The organism is Arthrobacter sp. MOO21, assembly GCF_057369995.2.
This window is the reverse complement of record NZ_CM170671.2, coordinates 4,271,001-4,286,894: the sequence shown is the minus strand read 5'-3', so window position 1 is coordinate 4,286,894 and position 15,894 is coordinate 4,271,001. Positions and strand designations below refer to the sequence as shown.

Annotated in this window: 17 protein-coding genes; 12 read left to right on the top strand and 5 right to left on the bottom strand. The window is 66.9% G+C overall.

The window, feature by feature from the left end:
- Positions 1-4 precede the first annotated feature (4 nt).
- The 6 genes from AC2JAJ_RS19990 (at position 5) to AC2JAJ_RS19965 (ending at position 5,615) form a co-directional block, all read left to right on the top strand.
- A complete protein-coding gene (locus AC2JAJ_RS19990) occupies positions 5-748 on the top strand; it encodes a DUF5998 family protein (protein WP_473697494.1) in 744 nt (247 codons plus the stop codon).
- Positions 748-1,983 (top strand): alkaline phosphatase family protein, encoded by a 1,236-nt coding sequence (locus AC2JAJ_RS19985; protein ID WP_486414776.1) that lies wholly within the window; start codon positions 748-750, stop codon positions 1,981-1,983. The genes AC2JAJ_RS19990 and AC2JAJ_RS19985 overlap by 1 nt, the downstream gene beginning before the upstream one ends.
- Positions 1,976-2,710, top strand: a complete 735-nt coding sequence (locus AC2JAJ_RS19980; RefSeq protein ID WP_221387552.1) for a thymidine kinase — start codon at positions 1,976-1,978, stop codon at positions 2,708-2,710. Before AC2JAJ_RS19985 ends, AC2JAJ_RS19980 begins: the two co-directional genes overlap by 8 nt.
- A gap of 195 nt (positions 2,711-2,905) precedes the next feature.
- Positions 2,906-3,400 carry a hypothetical protein gene (locus tag AC2JAJ_RS19975; RefSeq protein ID WP_501053274.1) on the top strand — a complete coding sequence of 165 codons (495 nt, stop codon included), beginning with the start codon at positions 2,906-2,908 and terminating at the stop codon, positions 3,398-3,400.
- Positions 3,401-3,515: 115 nt separating this feature from the next.
- Positions 3,516-4,055: a hypothetical protein gene (locus AC2JAJ_RS19970; RefSeq protein ID WP_486414778.1), complete on the top strand. Its 540-nt coding sequence runs from the start codon at positions 3,516-3,518 to the stop codon at positions 4,053-4,055.
- Positions 4,056-4,193: 138 nt separating this feature from the next.
- A complete protein-coding gene (locus AC2JAJ_RS19965; protein WP_486414779.1) occupies positions 4,194-5,615 on the top strand; it encodes an HNH endonuclease signature motif containing protein in 1,422 nt (473 codons plus the stop codon).
- A gap of 57 nt (positions 5,616-5,672) precedes the next feature.
- Here the strand turns inward: AC2JAJ_RS19965 and AC2JAJ_RS19960 are convergent, their stop codons facing one another.
- The 3 genes from AC2JAJ_RS19960 to AC2JAJ_RS19950 form a co-directional block, all read right to left on the bottom strand.
- Entirely contained in the window at positions 5,673-6,278 is a 606-nt protein-coding gene (locus tag AC2JAJ_RS19960) for a dihydrofolate reductase family protein (protein ID WP_486414780.1), read from the bottom strand.
- A 108-nt stretch (positions 6,279-6,386) separates the two neighbouring features.
- A complete protein-coding gene (gene sepH, locus AC2JAJ_RS19955; protein ID WP_486414781.1) occupies positions 6,387-7,709 on the bottom strand; it encodes a septation protein SepH in 1,323 nt (440 codons plus the stop codon).
- A gap of 130 nt (positions 7,710-7,839) precedes the next feature.
- Positions 7,840-8,328 carry a DUF3093 domain-containing protein gene (locus tag AC2JAJ_RS19950; protein ID WP_486414782.1) on the bottom strand — a complete coding sequence of 163 codons (489 nt, stop codon included), beginning with the start codon at positions 8,326-8,328 and terminating at the stop codon, positions 7,840-7,842.
- Between the two features lie 139 nt (positions 8,329-8,467).
- On the opposite strand from AC2JAJ_RS19950, the gene dut reads away from it, so the two are divergent.
- The 4 genes from dut to AC2JAJ_RS19930 all read left to right on the top strand — a co-directional run bounded on the left by dut (position 8,468) and on the right by AC2JAJ_RS19930 (position 10,893).
- A complete protein-coding gene (gene dut / locus AC2JAJ_RS19945; protein WP_473697485.1) occupies positions 8,468-8,986 on the top strand; it encodes a dUTP diphosphatase in 519 nt (172 codons plus the stop codon).
- Between the two features lie 83 nt (positions 8,987-9,069).
- Positions 9,070-9,783 (top strand): DUF3710 domain-containing protein, encoded by a 714-nt coding sequence (locus AC2JAJ_RS19940; protein WP_473697484.1) that lies wholly within the window; start codon positions 9,070-9,072, stop codon positions 9,781-9,783.
- Positions 9,755-10,138, top strand: a complete 384-nt coding sequence (locus AC2JAJ_RS19935) for a single stranded DNA-binding domain-containing protein (protein ID WP_374226191.1) — start codon at positions 9,755-9,757, stop codon at positions 10,136-10,138. The genes AC2JAJ_RS19940 and AC2JAJ_RS19935 overlap by 29 nt, the downstream gene beginning before the upstream one ends.
- On the top strand, positions 10,135-10,893 hold the full coding sequence (locus tag AC2JAJ_RS19930; protein WP_486414783.1) for a DUF3159 domain-containing protein: 759 nt from the start codon (positions 10,135-10,137) through the stop codon (positions 10,891-10,893). Before AC2JAJ_RS19935 ends, AC2JAJ_RS19930 begins: the two co-directional genes overlap by 4 nt.
- Positions 10,894-10,944: 51 nt before the next feature.
- Here the strand turns inward: AC2JAJ_RS19930 and AC2JAJ_RS19925 are convergent, their stop codons facing one another.
- Both AC2JAJ_RS19925 and AC2JAJ_RS19920 read right to left on the bottom strand, forming a co-directional pair.
- Complete coding sequence (locus AC2JAJ_RS19925) at positions 10,945-11,697, bottom strand: potassium channel family protein (protein ID WP_221387561.1); 753 nt, start codon at positions 11,695-11,697, stop codon at positions 10,945-10,947.
- Positions 11,694-12,368: a potassium channel family protein gene (locus tag AC2JAJ_RS19920; protein ID WP_221387562.1), complete on the bottom strand. Its 675-nt coding sequence runs from the start codon at positions 12,366-12,368 to the stop codon at positions 11,694-11,696. Before AC2JAJ_RS19920 ends, AC2JAJ_RS19925 begins: the two co-directional genes overlap by 4 nt.
- Positions 12,369-12,487: 119 nt before the next feature.
- On the opposite strand from AC2JAJ_RS19920, the gene AC2JAJ_RS19915 reads away from it, so the two are divergent.
- Positions 12,488-14,464, top strand: coding sequence for an APC family permease (locus AC2JAJ_RS19915; protein WP_486414784.1), 1,977 nt, complete (start codon positions 12,488-12,490; stop codon positions 14,462-14,464).
- Positions 14,461-15,861 carry a class I SAM-dependent RNA methyltransferase gene (locus tag AC2JAJ_RS19910; protein ID WP_486414785.1) on the top strand — a complete coding sequence of 467 codons (1,401 nt, stop codon included), beginning with the start codon at positions 14,461-14,463 and terminating at the stop codon, positions 15,859-15,861. The genes AC2JAJ_RS19915 and AC2JAJ_RS19910 overlap by 4 nt, the downstream gene beginning before the upstream one ends.
- Positions 15,862-15,894 lie beyond the last annotated feature (33 nt).

Below are 15,894 nucleotides of genomic sequence, written 5' to 3'. Positions count from 1 at the left end.
GGGCATGAGCTTTCCGCCTCCCGCGTCCGCGCCCGAAACGCCCGGCAACGAAAACCAGGCAGTGCGCCAGCACAGCTCACACAACCACGGTGGGCAGGGCAGGAGCCTTGAAGACGCACTGCAGAAGGCCGGGTTCTACCCGCGCCTCGTCTCCGACGTCGTCGATGACGCCCTCGACGGCCGGGAATGCGTGGCCCACCTGGTGCACCTGGAGACCCACTTTGACCGCGCCGAAGTGCGCCGCCACATCACGGTGCTGGTCCTGACGGCCGACATGCTGGTCATCACCCACGTGGATGACCAGCAACTGGACGAGGCGGGGGAGCAGATCGTCGCCCAGATCTCCACCGAATCCGTTCCGGTGGCACAGATCCGTTCGGTGGTGCTGAGCTACATGTACGCCCAGCCGCAGAACTACAAGCCGTCCGATCCCGTCCGTGAGCTCACCCTGTCCATCGCCTGGTCCGGCGGCCAGCGGCTGGACATGGGCCCCGCCAGCTGCGGGGACCCGCAGTGCGAAGCGGACCACGGCTACACCGGCACCATCGCCCAGGAAGACATCGTGCTGCGGATCAGCGCGGAGGCGGACGGCCTGCAGGCCGTGCAGGATGCCAAGCTCTTCGCCCGCGCCCTGCGTGCCGTCAACACCGGATCCCCCGCTCCCGTATCCCATGTCCAGTCCATGGCGCCGAGGCCGCGCTCAGGAGTGTTCGGCAACCGGCTCAGCCGCGGGCACCAGCAGCGCTGATGCCCGAAGACAGCCACCAAGCCGTACCAGCCCCCGCCGCCTCCGGACGCCTTCCCGATCTCCCGCCGCCGCCCGCTTATGGACGCCGTTCCGTCGCCGAAGTCCTGACCAGCGCAGCCGCGAGCCTGGGCGTGGACGGCTTCAGTAACACCCTTGGCCTTCCTGCGGCCAGCCGCGTCTGCGTGGTGCTCGCGGACGGCCTGGGCAGGAACCTGGTCAAGCAAAAGACGGCGCACACGCCGTTCCTGCGTTCGGTCATCCAGGCGGGCCAGGGCGAGGTTCCCGTGTGGCTGGACTCAGCGTTCCCCTCCACCACGGCGGCAGCGCTGGCCAGCTTCGGTACAGGCCTGTCCGCAGGCCAGCACGGCATGGTGGGCTACGACGTTCTGGACCCTGACCAGGACAAGGTGGTGAACCTCCTGGGAAACTGGGACGCCGGCGTTGACCCGGCCACCTGGCAGCCGTTCCCCACTGTCTTCGAGCGCGTCGGCGGCCACGTGGATGTCAGCACAGTCAGCCTTTCCCAGTTCGACGGCTCGCCCATGACGCGGGCCGCCCTGCGGGGCGGCAGGTTCATTTCGGGCATGACCGCGCATGCCCGGACGGCGGCGGCGGCCGAGGCCATGGCAGCAGGCGGCCCGTCCCTCATGTACTTCTACGTTAATGAGCTTGATAAGGCCGGCCACCGGTACGGCTGCCAGTCCGAGCAGTGGGAGCACCAGCTGGAGGAGCTCGACGCAACGGTGAAGCGGCTGAACGATTCGCTGCCCGCCGGCACCACCATCCTGCTCACCGCGGACCACGGAATGCTCGACGTGCCGGAGCCGCAGCGCATTGACTTCTCCGGCGACCCGGCGTTGGTGGAGGGGGTCCGCCACACTGCCGGTGAACCCCGCATGGTGCATCTGTACCTGGAGGACGGCCACCTTGCGGACGCGGCAGGAAGCCGGGAGCGGTTGCTGGCTGCCTGGAAGGCGCGTTTCGGCTCCAGGGTGTGGGCCTTCACACGTGAGGAAGCAATAGCCGGGGGATTGTTCGGCGAGGTCCGTCCCGCCGTCGAACGCCGGATTGGTGACGTGATGATTGCGGCCCGCGACGCGCTTGCCTTGTACGACGGCCGGCGGATGCGGCCCACGGCCATGGAAGTGGTGGGCCAGCACGGCTCCCTGACCAAGGCCGAGCGGGAAGTCCCGCTGCTTTGCTTCAAGGCCGAGGGGAGGCGCCGGCGTGGCTGAACTGATCTTTTTCTCGGGGACCATGGACTGCGGGAAGTCGACGCTGGCCCTGCAGATGGATTACAACCACCGGGCCCGGGGGCGCGGCGGCGTGCGCTTTAGCCGGAACGACCGTGCCGGCGAATCCCGGATCTCCAGCCGCCTTGGGCTGGAGACGGACGCGGTGGAGGTGGTGGACAGCACGGACTTCTGGGAGGAGGTCATGCTCCGCCGCACACGGGGCCAGCGGGTGGACTACCTGATCTGCGACGAGGCCCAGTTCTACTCCCCGGAGCAGGTGGAGCAGCTGGCCAAGGTGGTGGACGAGATCGACGTCGACGTCTTTGCGTTCGGCATCACTGCCGACTTCCGGACCCGGCTGTTCCCGGGCTCTCAGCGGCTCATCGAACTGGCGGACCGTGTCCAGGTGCTGCAGGTTGAGGCCCTGTGCTGGTGCGGCCGGCGCGCCACGCACAACGCCAGGACGGTCGACGGCGTCATGGTCACCGAAGGTGCCCAGGTGGTGGTGGGCGATGTGGACATGGTGGTGGATGCCGCGGCGGCTCCGGAAGCGGAGCATGTTCCCGTGGTGGGATACGAGACGCTGTGCCGCCGGCATTTCATGCGCCGGGTGAGCGCCCACGGTGCCAAGCTGATGGCCCAGCAGGACCAGCTGCTGCCGTTCGAGGTCGACGCCTGCCTGTGGCGCGGTACCGGCGGTCCGGGCGCGCCTGGTACCGGGGCTTAGGCAGCATTGGCCGCGATCGCGGAGTGAAGCCCTGCAGTGTTCAGTGCGCCCGTGTCCTTCGGCGGCCAGCGATAAGGCCGGCAACTCCTGGGAACCCCTAGGAGGAACGGGAATCCTGGTAACGGTTTATCTTTCCCCTGTCTGGTCGATGCCCAAAGGCCTAAAGTCTGAAGACACAGAATTGGGGGATTCATCATGGAAAAAGTGGCCAGCCAAGACAGAAAGTTCCCGAAGCCCATAACGGAAGCGGTCGCGCCGATGGTCGTTGCGGTGGCAGGGCCTCTGCTGGTCATACTTCTGGCCGGCTACATCACCATGCAGTTGCAGTTGGTAGAGGCCCACGGCTTCATAGGGTTCAACGACCGGTTCATCAGCGTCGCAGGTGATTGGCTGCGGTACCTCTGGCCTGCCGTCCTTGTAGTCCTGGTTGTCGCAGCAGTCCTGATCTATCGTGCGGCGGTCCGCAGCGCGGCCGCACGCTTCACGGCTCTTGGAGTTTTCGCATTGGTGGCCATGCTCGCCATCCCGATGGCATCCGGGCCGCGCCTCAATCCGGATGAGCACTATCCATTGATGACCTATTTCGCGGTGGAAGGTGCGAAGTCGCCCCTGGTTCTGGCCCTTATAGGTGCCCTTGTTGCAGATCTCATTGCTTCCAGGGGAATGCATCCCCGGCGTGCCAGCGTATAAGTGGCCTGCAGTCGCCCTCGCCGAAGCAGGACTGTAAGTATTCGTTTGGGTCTCGTTTCAGTTCCATCTTGGGGAGCCGGTAGTGGGGCCTTTTGGCTGCGAGTACCTTCATGACATGGGGAAATTCGTTTCGCTGGCGCAGGCAGGGCTTCTGGTCATTGTGCTGGGGACAGCTTGCGGCACTCCACCAAGCGGGCCCGCAGCTGCTAACAGCGACACCCAACAAAGCCGGCCCGCAGGTCCTGGGAGCGGCATCGAAACAACAGGCGCCGCGGCGCCAGGCAGCGGCGCCGTGGCCTGCGTCGACTGGGTCCGGTTTGAGTCCCCGCAAGATCAATACGACCACGCGGGGTTGGTGCTGATCGGCGAGCCCGCCGGTAAAGACGGCGAAACCAGCATCTACGGCTACAAGGCCACAACCCACCTGATAAGGGTTGAACAGGTACTTAAGGGCGAACCGGGGGATGGAACAATCCGCATCTCTTCCACTCCTGTGACCTGTACTGCCGACGGCGAGTCCTACCCTGACGGTGACCCACTCGACACTGATCAGCGAGTGATTATTTTTGCAAGCAAACAGGGCACTGACTGGTTCACGCTAACTCCCGCGCAGGGCGTCTTGCCCTTCCAAGGGAAGGAACTGCCCTTTCGATAGGGCAGCCGGAATTTGGGCAGGGGAGAGCATGTAGTCGGCCCACCGGTTCTGATACGCCCTCGCAAAGGTTCCTGCCCTCAAATGTGGTGAGAGCCTCACGGCAGTCACAATGTCGTACCCCTTTGCCATGATTGGTTTATGGGGAAAGCAGCGGTGGCCAAGGCGTATGCGGATATCCGTGCTGCCCTTGCTGTGCTTCACGCGGAGGCGGATGGGTCCGGTTCGGAGCCGTTCTCGCCGGCTGATCCCTTGGCGGGGCTCGCCGATGGTTGCCTGGATATTCTTGGGGGTGCCCGGGAAGCCGAAGCCGGTTTCGCGGCGCTAAAGGCGAAGGCCGCTGTGAAGTATGCGGAGAGCGCCCACGCTGTTGCCGGGCCGGATGTGCCGGTGCAGGCGCAGGAGATGGCTGTCGCGGCCGAGGTCGGGTGTGTGCTGGCCCTGGGGCCGCGGGCGGCGTCATCGTTCCTGGCCGCCTCCCACGCCCTTGCCACCACGCTGCCCAGGACCTTTGCGGCCTTGGAGGCCGGGGCCCTGTCCTGGCAGCATGCCCTGGCCATGGTCGACGAAACGGCGAGTCTTGATGCTGCCAGTGCCGGCGCGCTGGAGGCCCATTTCCTGGACCCTGACGCTCCGGACCCTGCCAGGGGATGCCCGGTGGGGCAGATGCCGGCACACCGGTTCAGGGGCAAGGCCCGGACGTGGCGGGAACGTCATCATGCCGAGAGCATCGAAATCCGCCATGCCAAGGGGGTAGCGGATCGGCGGGTGGAGTTCCGGCCGGACGATAACGGCATGGCCTGGCTCTCCGCCTACCTGCGTGCCGATCAGGCGTTGGCGGGCTGGAACCGGCTGACCGCGGCCGCCCGGGGCATGCAGGGCCCGGACGAACACCGCAGCATGCCCCAGCTCCGCGCTGACGCCTTCGCTGAGGCGGTTCTGGGCAGCGGCACCGCAACCGGGGATGTTGAAGACGGTGAAGCAGCACATGTCCCATCGCCACGGATCCAAGCGCAGGTGCTGGTCACCGTCCCGGTGTCCTCGCTGATGGGATTGACCGATGAACCAGCCATGCTCGACGGCTACGGGCCCATCCCGCCGTCCATGGCGCGCCAACTGGTCGCCAACGGCGCCAGCTCGTTCTATCGGGTGTTGGTGGATCCGCGGGACGGGGCGCCGCTGGAGATCGGGCGGACCAGCTACAGGGTCACGGGCGCGATGCGGGCCTGGCTGCGGCTGCGGGACGGAAAATGCCCGTTCCCCGGTTGCAGCAACAACTCCCTGGACAACGACGCCGACCACATCCTCGCCTGGGCCAACGGCGGCACTACTGGGATCTCGAACCTGGGACAGCCCTGCCGCAAACACCACCGGCTCCGGCACACCACCGGCTGGGCACCCACCCCGGCCGGCAAAAACGAACCACCCGGCTGGACCTCACCGACCGGCCGGCACTACACAAGCGAACACCAGGACTGGGAACCACCGTGGTGGCCGCCCGGCGTCCTCCCCGGGGAGCGAAGCCTGCTCGAGGAAGCCCTCCTGGAGCAGCTGGCCCTATGACAGCCGGGCACGGTGGACGTCCCGCCCTTGGGCGCTGCCCTCGACACGAAGCTGCCGTCAGCTGATCCGGCGGTAGCGGATGTGCGTGGCAAGCGGGGAGTGAAGCACCTCGACGGGTTCGAAGTCGAAAGACTCAGCCCCATCAAAGATCCGATCACCCGAACCGAGTAGTACAGGTGCGATGTCGAGGGTGAGCTCATCAATCACGCCCGCTGCCAGGGCTTGCCGAACGGTGGATGCCCCGCCGGCGATGTCCACGCCTTTATCCCCGGCCGCCTCGCATGCCGCGGCGTAGGCCGCGTCAAAGCCTCCCGTGACGAAATGGAAGGTCGTTCCGCCCTCCATCTGAATGGGGTCGTGCGGAAAATGGGTCAGCACGAATACCGGTGCGTGGTAGGGCGGTTCCGCTCCCCACCACCCGCTCCATTCCTCATCCCAGTCGCCGCGGACCGGGCCGAACATGTTCCGGCCCATCACGTACGCGCCCTGCGGGCGCATGAGCCATTCGTTCGCGGCCTTGTCGGCATCGTTGGCGCGGGGATCACCGATGTGCCAGCCGTGCAGCTCCAGTCCCCGCCGGCCCAAGGGGTTCTCGCGGCTCTGGTCCGGGCCGGCGACGAAACCGTCCAGCGAGACCGACATATGGCAGGTGGTGTGCGGCACTGCGGACCTCCTTGCTGATTGCGGCCCCAGGGCGGCCGCAAGGGGATACTGCGGCGGAGCCTAGCACTCCACCGGGTGGTTAGGAAGAGCGCGCAAGGGGAGAGGCTTCTACTCGCTTCGGGTGCCGAAGACGATCTCATCCCAGGACGGCACGCTGGAGCGCTTCGGCCGGGCAGGCCTTTCCGGCGCCTCGGTCTCAGGCAGCTGGCCCGTGCTGGGGGAGGAATCGTCCTGCTTGGCTGTCGGACGGCGGGGATTGCTGCCCAGCAGCTCGTCCAGCCCGGCACCACTGGAAGCCCCGCTGCCCGCGGCCGGAGCGGAACCGGATGGCTTCTGCGGGGACGCTGCGATGGTGATTTCCCTCGTGTCGGTGCTGACGCCGTCGTGCAGCCTCAGCGCGTCACCCTCAACGTCCCGGTGCGGCGGAAGGAGGCTGAGCCTGGACAGCATGGAAGGCCGTGCATCGCGGCGCCGGATGAACGAATCACCCTGTGCGGCGGGGACGTCGCCCTTCTCATCCTGCGGTTCCGGATCGTGTTCCTCCGGCTCGGCGGCAACCTCGGATGGGCGCGGGTGGGCGGCCGGTACGCCATGGGTCAGCAGCAGCGCCAGGGCGTCATCCGAATCCTCGTCCACGCCAAGGCGCTGGCCGCGGCGTGAGCGGAGCATATCCAGCAGGCCGTCAGCTTCCTTGCCGGGAGCCTGCGCAGGCCCGGCCTGGCCTGGGGAGGAAGCTTTCCCTGTATCCGCGTCCGTTTCGAAGTCGAAGGGGCGATCGGAAACTGCCGTGAGGCGGCGGGCGGGCACCGGTCCGTCCAGCGGCTCGAGTTCACTGAGCTGCTGCGCCCAGCGGTTGGTGTTCTGCAAGGACTTGCGGCCGGGATTAAACGTCCACAGGGCTGGCGGTTCCTCGCCGATGCCGGGCGTTACGCCGGACTTTGCCTCGAAGCTGGCCGAAACAGTCCAGGTGCCGTCCTGGCGCCGCCAGGAGTCCCATTCCACCGTCGAAGGGTCGATGCCATGGGCGGACAGCCGGTGCGCCACCATGTCCTCGAGGGTGGCTGGATTATCGCCAAACGCCGACCGGTAAATGTCGTGGCCGGGCGACGGCGCCGCCACTTCCACCTTGCGGGCCTGCTGGGCCACGTACTCGCGCTCGGCCAGGACGGGGCCCTCATACCGTTCAACCTTGGCCAACGGCAGGCCGGAGAGTTCCGCAACGTCGGCTGCTGTGGCGCCGGCCCGGATCCGCGCCTGGATGTCGCGGGGCGACATGGGAATGGCGGGCCGCTCGTTACGCGGCTTGGCCGAGGTCCGGCTCGCCGTCCTGAGTGCCTCGTCGATCGGCAGCTGGAACATCTCGCCGCCGGCCCCGCTCAACAGGAGATGCGTCCCGTCGTCGTGCACGCCTACAAGCCGTAGATCCTGCATACAAATCCTCCACCCTGGCATTACTATCAACCGAAACTCTGCCACCCGGCCGGGCGGATTTGGCTCAAGGGGCAGGGCGCGCCGTGATTTTCCGCTGGATCCGGGCTTCCTCCGGTTCCTGCGGCGGCTGTCAGCGCCGGGCGAGGGCTGCCGTCAGCTGGTCCGGATGGCGGGTGGAGGCCAGCCAGTAGGGGGTGTGGTCCGCGGGGTCGGTGATCTCGATCCTGACCACGGGGTCGATCCAGCCGCGGATGCACAGGTACGCCAGGCCATTGAGCCTGGTGCCGCGCTCCGCTGTCGCCTCATCTGCACGGAACTGCTGGACTTCACCAATGAACCTGCGCTCGATCGTGGCCCGGCCAACCGTGAGGGAATCCTCCGTAACCGTGATGGCGGGCGTGGAAAGCACCAGGAGGACTGCAATGATGATGAAGAGCACAGCTGCCGCGGTGTAGCCCGCGGCCATGCTGATGGGCGCGAAGACCAGGATTCCGGCGGCGGAAACACCCGCTGCGATAATCCAGATCCAGGCATTGGGCCACAGCTTTTCCCGGTAGGCGGCAGGCGCCCCTGCGGACGGTGTGCTGGGAACTGATGCGGACGGGCTTGATTCGGGCATAGGCCAAGCTTTCCACCTTTGGTCCGCTATTTCACCTTGGGACAGCGCCGCCGCACTGGGGGAAGGTGCCCGGCCGGATTCGCCGCCCCAGGCAGTACACCTAGGAGCGATTTGGGGGCGCGGGTTAGAGTGAGTGACTGTGACTGATCATCCCGCCACAGTAGACCTTGTCCCCGAGGCCGCCTCCCCGGCCACCGGCGCACCCACCCTCCAGGTACAGCTGAAAATGCTGGACCCGGAACTGGAAGCCCCGTCCTACGCGCATCCCGGCGACGCCGGCGCGGACCTTCGCGCGCGGGAGGACGTCGTGCTGCTGCCAGGGGAGCGCAAGCTCGTACCGACGGGCGTCGCCATTGCCCTTCCCGAAGGCTTCGTGGCACTGATCCACCCCCGGTCTGGCCTGGCGACCAAGCACGGCCTGACCATCGTCAACGCCCCCGGAACCGTAGACGCCGGCTACCGGGGCGAGATTTCAGTCACCCTGCTGAATACCGACTCCTCCCAGCCGATCGAGCTCCGCCGCGGCGATAGAATTGCCCAGATGGTGATCCAGCGGGTGGAGCACGCCCAATTCATTCCTGTCAGCGAATTGAGCGGGTCCGTCCGGGGTACTGGAGGCTTTGGTTCCACTGGCGGCTTTACCGTCCCCGGGGCCTGACACCCCGCTGTCCCCGCTGCCACGCCAGTATCCGCTGCACGGACCCGGTCCGCGCCGGCACATTCATAACAAAGGAGTCACCCATGGTCTTCGGGCTCGGCAGGAAAGCCAAGAACGCAGAGCCGGCTGAACCGGACGAATCCCTCACCGCCGCAGAGTCCGGCGCGGGGGAGCCCGGTATCGCAGCCCTCCGCCAGGACGGACCCTTCGACGAAACCGAGATCAGCAGCCGTGACGGCTATGTGGACCTCGGCGCCCTGCTGATCACGCCCAGCGAAGGCCTGCAGCTCCGCCTCGAAGTGGAGGAAGCAACACAGCGCGTCGTGGCCGTCACGCTGGACCTGAACGGATCCAGCCTGCAGCTGCAGGCTTTTGCCGCCCCCAAGACTGAAACGCTCTGGGATGAGATCCGCGAGCAAATCGGCCAGTCGGTGGGCGCACAGGGCGGCCAGGTCGAAGAGGTCGAAGGTGCCTTCGGGACCGAGCTCGTCGCCAAACTCCCCGCGGGACTGCCGGACGGCAGCCAGGGCTACCGCGTCGCCCGGTTCATCGGCGTCGACGGACCCCGGTGGTTCCTCCGCGGAGTTTTGGGCGGTCCCGCAGCACTGGAGAAGCCCGCCGCCGAACCGCTGGAAGCCCTGTTCCGGAAGGTCGTCGTCGTGCGGGGCGACAGCCCCATGCCTCCCCGCGACCTCCTGCAGCTGCGGCTGCCGAAAGATGCCTCCGCCGCTCCTCCGCCCGCCGCGCCCACCCTGGAGGAGCCCGAACGTGGTCCGGAAATCACCCAAATCGGCTGAGACCCCCGCCGCCGGAGCTTTTCGCGGCACCGGCCGGATCACCCCAATCGACCAGCTTCCGGACAAAGGCCGCGTCCTGTGCGAGGGGCACGTCGAATCGGTAACCTTCGTGCCCGCCGACCGGACCGCTGAATTCAGTGCCCTGCTCGCCGATGCCGATACCGGACGTCCGGGACCGGCTGCAGGACGGCGCAGGCCGCCGCGGCTGCGGATCGTTTGGCTCGGACGACGGCGTGTCCCCGGCATTGAAGCCGGCGCTGTGCTCCGGGTTGAAGGGATGCTGGCCCGAGGTAAGGACGTGCCCACCATCTTCAACCCCCGCTACGAGATCCTGTCCCGCGAGGAGAACGAATGACCGCGCACCAGCCCGACCCGTCCTCCGAAACCCCCGGCTCCACGCCCCGGAAAGAACAGCCCGGGGAAGGATCGCCGATGGCGGGGCTGGCCGCCGAATACGCTGCCAAGGCCGGACTGCACCGCACCCATGATGGCCGCGTGGACGTGCTCCGCAGCGCCGGCGGCGTGCAGGGCATCGCCGAGAGCATTGTTCCCGGGCTGGTGTTCCTCGTCGCCTTTACCATCACCCGTGAACTGCCCCTGTCCCTGGTGGCAGCGCTGGTGTCGGCAGCCGCGTTCACCGTCGTCCGGCTCGTGCAGCGGCGGCCGCTGACCCAGGCCCTGGCGGGCGTTGTCGGCGTCGGCATCTCCGCGTGGCTGGCCAACACCACCGGCAAAGCGGAAGACTTCTACCTGCCAGGTTTCCTGACTAACGCCGCATACATCCTGGCGATGCTCCTCTCGATCGCGGTCAGGTGGCCGGTAGCAGGGCTGCTCTTCGGCTTCATCCGCAACGAAGGCGTGGACTGGCGCAAGGACCCTGCACGGGTCAAGGCGTACCGCCTGGGCACCTGGATCATCGTGGCCGTCCTGGCGCTCCGGCTCATCGTCCAGGTTCCCCTTTACCTGGCGGGAACCGACGGCCTGGCGGCCCTCGCCACCACCCGTCTCATCATGGGGGCACCCCTCTACATCCTGGGTGTCTGGATCGCGTGGCTCGTCACCCGGCCGGCACCGGCCGAAGCTGAAGCCGGCACCGACCAGGCCGCCTGACGCCGCAGCACCCGGGGGATACCCGTCCGGGGCGATCCGTGACCGCGGCTGCTAGCCGTCGAAGCCGTCGTCGTCCATCGCTGGTCCGTGCCCGGGAATGGAAGCCGTCCCGCTGGCCACCTGCTGGGACACGTCGATGCTGCCAGGCGCGGAGGAGAGCAGCGCGCGCAGCCCGTCCTCTGCTGCGATCGTGGTGACAAAGAAGAGCTCGTCGCCGCCGTCGATGACGTCGTCGCGGCTGGGTGTGATGGGTGCCTGGTCCCGCAGGATGGCCACGAGCGTGGCGTCCTCGGGCCAATGGATATCCCCGACGGTCATGCCGATGACGTGCGAATCGTGCGGAACGGTGAATTCCACCAGCGACGCCACCCCGGTCTGGAGGGTGAGGAGCCGGACCAGGTCACCGATCTCCACCGCCTCCTCCACGAGGGCGGTCATCAGCTGCGGGGTGTTGACGGCGACATCGACGCCCCACGAGTCGTTGAACATCCAGTCGTTCTTCGGGTTGTTGACCCGCCCCACTGTGCGGCCCACGCCAAACTCAGTCTTGGCCAACAGGGACACCACCAGATTGACCTTGTCGTCGCCCGTCGCGGACACCACGACGTCGGCGTCCTCAACCTTGGCACCCTGGAGGGTCGAAAGCTCACATGCGTCACCCACCAGCCAATGCGCACCGCGCAGTCCGCTGCGGCCGATGACCTCCGGCTTGAGGTCGATCAGGAGGATTTCATGCTTGTGCGCCAGCAGTTCCCTGGCGATTGACGATCCGACGCTGCCGGCACCGACGATAACGACTTTCACTGATACTCCTTGGCGGGGGCTTTGGCGAGGATCTGGGCGATCTGGGCGCTGCGGTCCACCTGCAGCATGGCGTGCACGGTGTCGCCGTCCTGGTATGCCGTTCCCGCACCGGGCAGCAGGCCTTCACCGAAGCGGGTGAGGTAGGCCACGCGTACGTCGGCGGCCTTTTCGATGCTGCTGATCCGGTGCCCGATCCAGCCGGCGTCCAGGTCCAGTTCGGCCAGGACCAGCCGCCCGGAAGGCTCGCGGAAATCGCCGGCAAGATGCTGTTCGGGAAGGATCCGGCGGAGCACCTGGTCGGCGCTCCAGCGGACCGCGGCCACCGTGGGTATGCCCAGGCGCTGGTAGATCTCGGCGCGTCCGGGGTCGTAGATCCGCGCCACCACATGCGGGACATGGAAGGTTTCGCGGGCCACGCGGGTGGCCAGGATGTTGGAGTTATCGCCGCTGGAGACCGCCGCGAAAGCGTACGCTTCACCCACGCCGGCCTGCTTGAGCGTGTCCCGGTCGAAGCCCACGCCGGTGACCTTCCGGCCCGTGAACCCTTGGCGGAGCCGGCGGAACGCGCGGTCGTCCTGGTCGATGATGGCCACGGAATGCCCGGCATCCTCCAGCGTGTGCGCCAGCGTTGCCCCCACCCGGCCACATCCCATGATCACGAAATGCGCCACCGTTTCTCCTTATGTATATCTGTCACGATTGTGCAGCTAGAACTCTACAGTCACCGCCGCGATTCGGGCTGGGCGGACGCCGTCATGACATCGCCCGCGATTCAGACTAGCTTTGTGGGGTGTTGACAATACTGAACGCCGTCAAACGCGTGCTGGTGGGCAGGCCGTTCCGGAATGACCGCCTCGCCCATACCTTGCTGCCCAAGAAAATTGCGCTCCCGGTTTTCGCGTCCGACGCCCTCTCATCCGTGGCCTACGCGCCGGACGAAATCCTGCTGACCTTGGCCCTTGCCGGCGTCAGTGCTGTCGCGTTTTCGCCGTGGGTCGGCCTCGCCGTCATGGTGGTACTGCTGACCGTGATTGCCTCCTACCGCCAGAACGTCCACGCTTACCCGTCCGGCGGTGGCGACTACGAGATCGCCAATGAGAACCTGGGCAGGTACGCAGGACTGACGGTTGCGTCGGCCCTCCTGGTGGACTACGTGCTGACAGTGGCCGTGTCCATGTCGTCGGCGGCGGCATACCTGACCACGGCTGTCCCGTCGCTCCATGGCCAGCAGGCTGCCATCGCCACCATCGGCGTCGTCATCCTTGCCCTGGTCAACCTGCGTGGCATCAAAGAGGCGGGCAGCCTGTTCGCAGTCCCCACCTACATCTTCATGGCGTCCATTCTTGGAATGACGGCGGTGGGCATCTTCCAGGCCGCTACCGGCCAGCTCGGGCAGGCCCCGTCTGCGGCCTTCACCATCGTCCCGGCGCCGGGCTTCGATGAAGGCCTCGTGGGCCTGACCGGCGCTTTCCTGCTCCTGCGGGCCTTTTCCTCCGGTGCCGCGGCATTGACCGGTGTCGAAGCGATCAGCAACGGCGTTCCCAATTTCCGCCCACCGAAGAGCAAGAACGCCGCCACCACGCTGCTGCTCCTGGGCATGATCGGCGCCGCCATGCTGGCCGGCATCATCTACCTTGCCAACGCCACCAAAGTGCACATCGTGCTGGACCCCGCCACGGAGTTCCTGCTCAACGGCAAACCGCTGCCGGAGGGCTACATCCAGAACCCGGCCATCAGCCAGATTGCGCAGACCATCTTCGGCGCCGGCTCCATCCCGTTCTACATCGTGGTGGCCGCCACCGGCGTCATCCTGGTGTTCGCCTCCAACACGGCCTTCAACGGGTTCCCCGTCCTCGGATCCATCCTCGCCCAGGACGGCTATCTTCCCCGCCAGCTGCGCACCAGGGGCGACCGGCTGGCCTTCAGCAACGGCGTCCTCGCCCTCGCTGCCGGTGCGCTGGTGCTCATCATTTCCTTCGACGCCGATGTCACGAAGCTTATCCAGCTCTACATCGTGGGCGTGTTCATCTCCTTCACCCTCAGCCAGCTCGGCATGGTCCGGCACTGGGGGCGGGAACTGAAACTCGCCAAAGACAAGGCCGTCCGGCGCCGGATGATCAAGTCCCGGACCATCAACAGCATCGGGTTCGGCATGACGGGCCTGGTGCTGGTCATCGTCCTGATCACCAAGTTCGAACAGGGCGCCTGGATCGCCCTGCTGGCCATGTTCATCCTGTTCCTGATCATGTGGAGCATCCGGGCGCACTACGACAACGTGGCGAAGGAACTTGCCGTGGACGAGGACTCCTCCCCGCGCGCCCTTCCCACCCGGGTCCACGCCGTCCTGCTGGTCTCCCACGTGCGCAAGCCCGTCCTAAGGGCCCTCGCCTACGCCCGGGCGTCGCGGCCCTCCCGGCTGGACGCCATCACCGTGGACATCGACCACGAGGAGACCGCCCACACCGTTGCCGACTGGGAGAAGCTGGAGATACCCGTCCCGCTCACCGTGCTCGCCAGCCCGTACCGTGAAACCGTCACGCCCATCATGGAGTACATCAAGCAGATGCGGCTGGACTCCCCGCGCGACCTCGTGGTGGTCTACATCCCCGAATACGTCGTCGGAAAATGGTGGGAGCAGCTGGTGCACAACCAGACCGCGCTGCGCATCAAGACCCGCCTCCACTTCGAACCCGGCGTCATGGTGGCCAGCGTGCCCTGGCAGCTCAAATCCTCCGAAGAAGCAAAGAACCTGCAGGACGTCCAATGACCACCAGAGCATCCTCCGCGGCCACAACGGAAGTCACCTCCGCAGACCACGCAGGGGAAGAGGCCGTCCTCGACGTCGGACCGGTGGCCCACGGCGGGCACTGCGTGGCCCGCCACGAGGGCCGCGTTGTATTCGTCCGCCATGCCATCCCCGGCGAAAAGGTCCGCGCCCGGCTGACCGACGCAGGGGAGGACGCCAAGTTCTGGCGCGCTGACACCGTCGAAGTGCTTGATGCCTCCCCGGACAGGGTGGAGCATTTCTGGCGTCCGGCGGATTCCCTGCGCGCCTGGAGCCAAGGCCATCCGCCGGTGGGCGGGGCCGAATTCGGCCACATAACCCTGGCCAGGCAGCGGAGCCTGAAAGCGGAGGTCCTGGCCGAACAGCTAAGGCGCCTCGCCGGCGTCGAGCTCACCACCGGGGTTGAAGCGGTGGGCAGGGATGCCGGGAAAGGGGCCGTGGGGAAAGCGGACGACGGCGGCCCAGGCCTTGGGTGGCGGACCCGCGCAAGCTTTTCCGTCACCCCCGGCGGCAAGCTCGGGATGCATGCCCACCGCTCCAGTTACATCGTTCCGGTGCGGGACATGCCGCTGGCGACCGAGGCCATCAACGCCCTCCGCCTGTGGGACCTGGACCTGCAGGGTGTCGAGCGAGTGGAGGTGGCAGCCCCCGCCAACGGCTCCCGCCCCCTGGTGCTGCTGGCACCGGCCCCCGGAACCAAGGACAAGCGGCTGAAGTCCATCGCCGCGCAACTTCCCGCTGACGTTTCGGTGGCAGGCTTCGATCCCCTGACGGGCAGCACCACCCAGCTGAAGGGCCGCACCTGGGTCCAGGAGTCCGCCGCAGGCCACGACTACCGCGTCACCGGGGAAGGGTTCTGGCAGATCCACCGCGACGCGCCCGAAACACTTGTGGGCAGCGTCACAAAATTCCTCCAGGGAGGCGGTTTCCTGCACCCCGGCGCGGTGGTGGCCGACCTCTACGCCGGGGCGGGACTGTTCACGGCCGTCCTTGCCGATGCCGTGGGTGAGACCGGTTCCGTGCTCTCCGTCGAAGGGGCGCCCGGTACCAGCCGCGACGCCCGCAAGAACCTGCACGCGGCACCCCAGGTGGAAGTCGTGCAGGGCCGGGTGGAACGCGTCCTGCGCCAAAAACCGCGGAACTTTGACGCCCTCATCCTCGACCCGCCCCGGGCAGGGGCTGGCAAATCCGTGGTGGGCCAGCTGGTCGCGGCGCAGCCCCGCGCCGTCGCCTACGTGTCCTGCGATCCGGCGTCGTTCGCACGTGACCTGGGTTACTTCCAGCGCTCCGGGTGGGAGCTGGCCGGCCTGCGGGCCTTCGACCTGTACCCCCACACCCACCATCTGGAGACCGTGGCACTGCTGGTTCCGGCTCCGTGATGCCGGCGGTGTTTTCGACTACGATGGCCGTAG